The organism is uncultured Mycobacterium sp., assembly GCF_964249325.1.
Lineage (GTDB): Bacteria > Actinomycetota > Actinomycetes > Mycobacteriales > Mycobacteriaceae > Mycobacterium.
On record NZ_CAXUCH010000093.1, the window covers coordinates 1 to 4,644 of the forward strand.

At 67.2% G+C, this 4,644-nt stretch carries 3 protein-coding genes and 1 pseudogene (1 of these 4 only partly in view); 2 read left to right on the forward strand and 2 right to left on the reverse strand.

All coding sequences use genetic code 11. The annotated features are described in order from the left end of the window. Both ACFE99_RS13350 and ACFE99_RS13355 read right to left on the reverse strand, forming a co-directional pair. Positions 1-1,144 (reverse strand): hypothetical protein (locus ACFE99_RS13350; RefSeq protein WP_375485995.1); only part of this gene is annotated, 1,144 nt, incomplete at its 3' end. A gap of 168 nt (positions 1,145-1,312) precedes the next feature. Beyond that, the gene (locus ACFE99_RS13355) at positions 1,313-2,422 is read right to left on the reverse strand and encodes an enolase C-terminal domain-like protein (protein ID WP_375485997.1); all 1,110 of its coding nucleotides are present in this window, start codon (positions 2,420-2,422) and stop codon (positions 1,313-1,315) included. Between the two features lie 75 nt (positions 2,423-2,497). On the opposite strand from ACFE99_RS13355, the pseudogene ACFE99_RS13360 reads away from it, so the two are divergent. Together ACFE99_RS13360 and ACFE99_RS13365 are read left to right on the forward strand one after the other, a co-directional pair. Next, positions 2,498-4,281 (forward strand): annotated as a pseudogene (locus tag ACFE99_RS13360) (glycoside hydrolase family 15 protein). 61 nt (positions 4,282-4,342) lie between these two features. Next, on the forward strand, positions 4,343-4,644 hold the 5' portion of the coding sequence (locus tag ACFE99_RS13365; protein WP_375485999.1) for an oxidoreductase. The gene runs 202 nt beyond the window's last position; the window shows 302 of its 504 coding nt (coding positions 1-302); it begins with the start codon at positions 4,343-4,345; its stop codon lies beyond the right edge, outside the window.

Here is a 4,644-nt window from a genome sequence, read left to right on the forward strand (position 1 = left end):
GAACAGGAACAGGCGGGGCCGCGGCCGCAATCGGTGGGCTGGCCACCGGGGCTGGCGCCGCCGCGGCCACCACCGGAGCCGTCTGGTGCATCGCTTGCGGCTCTGGAGCGCGGGCTTGTGCAGCCGGTGGCGACGGTGCCTGTTGGGCGGGCACGATGAGGTTTTGACCCGGCTCGGGTCGCAAAGCGACCGTCGGGCGGATACCGATCGCCAACGAAATCGCCAGCGCCACAACGCCACCGACAACGATCGTGGCCAACGTGGTACCGACCAGCAGCATCGGACTGCGCCGCTGCCGGGCTTCGCTGACGACACGGTCGCCGGAAGGCTCATCGTGTGCGGCGCTGTAGGCCAAACCCTCGTCGGCCGACGATGCACCAGCGGAACCGCCGACGAAATCCACATAAGCGAACGAGCCGGTGCCGGGATCCTGCGCGTAGGCCAAAGCAGCGGTCGACGACGCGAACAGCGGCGCATTGGCCGAAGCCAGCGCCGCACCGCGAGCCAACGCCGTCTCCGGCTCTTCCGGTGCGCTCACCGCAAGCGGTGTAGCAGCTTCCAGGCGCGGCTTGATCGCGGCGATGTCGACACCGGAACCGACCAGAAACAGACCCTCCGGCCGCGATTCCAGCCCCGCCACGCTGGCGACCATGGAAATCAACCCGAGCACAGGGTCGACCGCAACAGGCAGCGACTGGCGGTGCACGTCGGTAATCGAACCGTCAGCGGAGTCCACGACAGCCAGCGTCGCGGTATCAGGCTCGACGAACAGCATCGCGATGTGCTCGTAGCCAATCGCATTGCCGACCGTCTGGGTCAGGGCGGCCGCGGCCAGAAAAGCCGAGACCAGCATGACGTTCTCGACCTTGTGGGCGGCCAGCGCGTCCCGCAGCGCGCCGGCTTCGGCTTGGTCGGTCCAGGTGACCCCGGTCGACAGCAGGTGGTGACCGGCTTCGGCGGCGCCTTCACGCGTGCCCAGAATGGCGGCCACCACTTGTTCGGATGCGCTGCATGTCGCCAACGCCGGGGCAGTGGCGGTGTCAAAGCTGTCTTCCTCGACCGTCACGCCGTCGCCGTCTTGGCCCTCGACCAGCACCATCCGGATCGTCTCGGGAGCCATCGAGACACCAAGTACGACGTCCATCGGCCCTCCAAAGTCCGTTGAGCTCGCCGCGGTCTGGTCGCTGGAGAACACCGGGCGGCCTGCGGTCTACAACTTAGTCGTCGCAGCAATGCAAAACGTTACAACGACTAATTAAGTCCGAGCTGTGAAGTTTCGCCGGGATCATGAACCGGGCCTGCAACCAGCCGTTTAGGCCACCCGGAACTTCTCGATGTCAGCCTGCTTGACGGTCAGCCCGTGACCGGGCGCGGTTCGGTCTGGGCGCAGGACGCCACCCGGTTGCGGCTCTAAAACACCGTCGAAGGCCATCCCTTCGATGCGCACGTGGTCGTGGAAATACTCCAGATGCCGCACATGCCACACGGCCGTGCCCACCTGGCCGCTGATCTGCGGCGCGCAGTGCAACGACAGGTCCATGCCGCTAGCGTCGCACAGCGCCGCGACCTTGAGCACCCCGGTGATCCCCAGCGCGCGCGTCACATCGGCCTGCAAGCAGTCCACCGCGCCAGCGTCGAGCATGTGGTGGAAATACGGCAAGTCGTAGCCGTATTCACCGGCGGCGATGTCCATCCCCGGCGGTCCTTGCTGGCACAGCTGATGCAGCCCGTCGAGATCATCAGAGGTCACGGGTTCTTCGAACCACCGCACGTCGTACTCGGCGAAGCGCCCGGCCCAGAGCAGCGCTTGTTTGCGGTTGTAGGCGCCGTTGGCGTCGACGAACAGCTCAGCCGCATCGCCGATCGCGGATCGGGCCGCGGCCACCCTGTCCATGTCGACCCCCGGGTCGCGGCCCACCTTCATCTTGACCCGCGGAATCCCGGCCTCGACCCAGCCGCACAGCTGCGCCCGCAGCGCGTCGTTGTCATAGGAGGTGAACCCGCCGCTGCCGTAGACCGGGGTGGCGTCGCGTACCGCGCCTAGCGTGACCACCAGCGGTTCGTCCAGCAACCGGGCCCGCAAGTCCCACAACGCGATGTCGGTGGCCGAGATCGCCTCGGCCACCACCCCCGGCTTGCCCAGGTTGCGCACCGCGTGCTGCATCTCCGCCCACCGGGCCGGCGGCTGCAAAGCGTCCTTGCCCTTGACCACCTCCGCCAACTTCGACTCCACCACGGTCACCACAGGGGTCCCCGCGTACGTGTAGCCGGTCCCGGTCTTGCCGCCGGCGCGTACGGTCACCAGCACGACGGTCGTCGAATCCCACGACAAGGTCCCATCCGACTCAGGAGCATCGGTGGGAATCGTGTAAGCGGAGGCTTCGACGGATTCGACGGGAACGGCGTCGGCATGCACAGTCATGCGCGGTGTCTACCCGCAACACAAACCGGGTATGCCCTGCACCGACCAGGTATATGGCGCGGGCGAAAGGTGAAGATGGAGGAGAAGCCAGCACTCGCCGAAGAGCTTGCGCCGCACGTACTTCGGGAATACGCATTGCTGGCCGACGGCGAACGCGGAGTTGTCGTCGGACCGCGCGGTGACTGCTGCTGGATGAGCGTGCCGCGGTGGGACAGTCCAGCGGTGTTCAGCGCACTGCTGGGAGGTGGCGGCGTCTACGCCGTTTCCCCGGACCACCCGCGGTTCGTGTGGGGCGGCCGATACGAACAGCGGTCGCTGATCTGGCGCTCCCGCTGGGTGACCACCGACGGAATCGTGGAATGCCGTGAGGCACTGGCCTTCCGGGCGACCCGCACACTGCTGTCGTGCTGCGCCGCATCCGCGCGCTGGACGGGCCCGCGCGCATCCGGACCACGCTGGACCTGCGCGCAAACTTCGGCGCCGACGACATGCGTGACCTGTCCAACAACGACGGCGTGTGGACCGGCCGGTCGGGCCCGCACCGATTCCGGTGGAGCGGAGCCGAAGGCGCCCGGCGCGGCGATGACGGGGCGCTGCACGCGGTCGTGGACGTTACGCCCGGGCGCGACCACGACTTGGTGCTGGAAGTTTCCGATCAAGAATTGCCCAAAGACGCGGTGCGACCCAACGACGCCTGGCGTGCCACCGAACAGGCGTGGGCTAACGCAGTTCCTGGCTTCTCGGGCACCTTGGCCGACCTCGACAGCCAGACCGCGTACGCGGTACTGCGCGGTTTGACCAGCAGCGGCGGCGGCATGGTGGCGGCGGCGACGATGTCGCTGCCGGAGCGCGCCGAACAAGGCCGCAACTACGACTACCGCTATTGCTGGATCCGCGACCAGTGTTACGCAGGGCAAGCCGTCGCGGCCGCTGGTCCGTACCCGCTGCTCGACGACGCCGTTCGCTTCGTCAGCGAACGTGTGCTTGCCGACGGTCCCGGACTCAAGCCCGCATACTCGGTCACCGGCGAACCGCCTCCGGAAGAACAGGATCTGGACCTGCCCGGCTATCCCGGCGCTGACGTCAAGACCGGCAATTGGGTGACCGACCAGTTCCAGCTCGACGCGTTCGGCGAGGCGCTGCTGCTGCTGGCGGCAGCCGCCAGGCTTGACCGCCTCGACCGCACCACGTGGCGTGCCGTGGAGACGTTGGTCCGGGCGATCGAGGACCGGTGGCGCGAGCCGGACGCCGGCATCTGGGAAATAGACGATCACCGCTGGGCCCATTCACGGCTCATCTGCGCCGCAGGGCTGCGCCGCATCGGCGAGCAGGCACCCGCCCGGCAGGGCGCCGAGTGGCAACACCTGGCCGACCTACTGGTCGCCGACGCCGATTCGGATTGTTTGCACCCCAGCGGCAGATGGCAACGCGCACCAGACGATCCGCGGATCGACGCTGCGCTGTTGATGGCGTCGATCCGTGGAGCGATCCCCGTCAACGATCCGCGCACGGTTGCCACGCTCGAGGCGGTGCGCACCGAGCTGGGCCGAGACGGCTTTGTGTACCGGTTCCAGCCAGACGAGCGGCCACTCGGCGACGCCGAAGGCGCTTTCTTGTTGTGTGGCTTCCTCATGGCACTGGCCGATCACCAGCACGGCAATGATCTCGCCGCCGTTCGATGGTTCGAACGCAACCGCACCGCCTGCGGCCCGCCCGGATTGTTCACCGAAGAATTCGATGTCCGACAGCGCCAGCTGCGCGGCAACTTACCGCAGGCCTTCGTGCATGCGCTGTTGTTCGAGACGGCGCATCGACTCGCCGACGGATGCGGACCGTCGGTGGGTGCCGGGACCGCATGAGACCACCGCGGGCATCTCTGAAAAACGTTTGCCAGGAACCCGCGCGGGGTACCTAGCCGCCGTGGAGCCAGCCGACAAAATGCTCGTCGAACTGTGGAAGCGCAGCAGGGTCTACCGAATGTTGCGGCTGGGCGGCTACGTCGCCTTCAACGTGCCCCGAACCGTCACCGCGCTCGGTGGACTGCTGCTGCTGGGCATCGTCGTGGCGCACCTCTACGTCTTGACCAGGCAGACGACGTTGCCGATGTACTTCGTCGTCTACGCCGCCCTGTTGATCGCCGGGTGCTTGCTGGCCGCGGGTGGCATGTGGCTGACCCTGAATCCTGGTGTGCCACAACTGGGTTGGTTGTTGGGCGCCCTGGT

Excerpts from the sequence above, each read along its gene's own strand:
- ACFE99_RS13355 (WP_375485997.1), bottom strand. The coding sequence starts at position 2,422 with ATGACTGTGCATGCCGACGCCGTTCCCGTCGAATCCGTCGAAGCCTCC.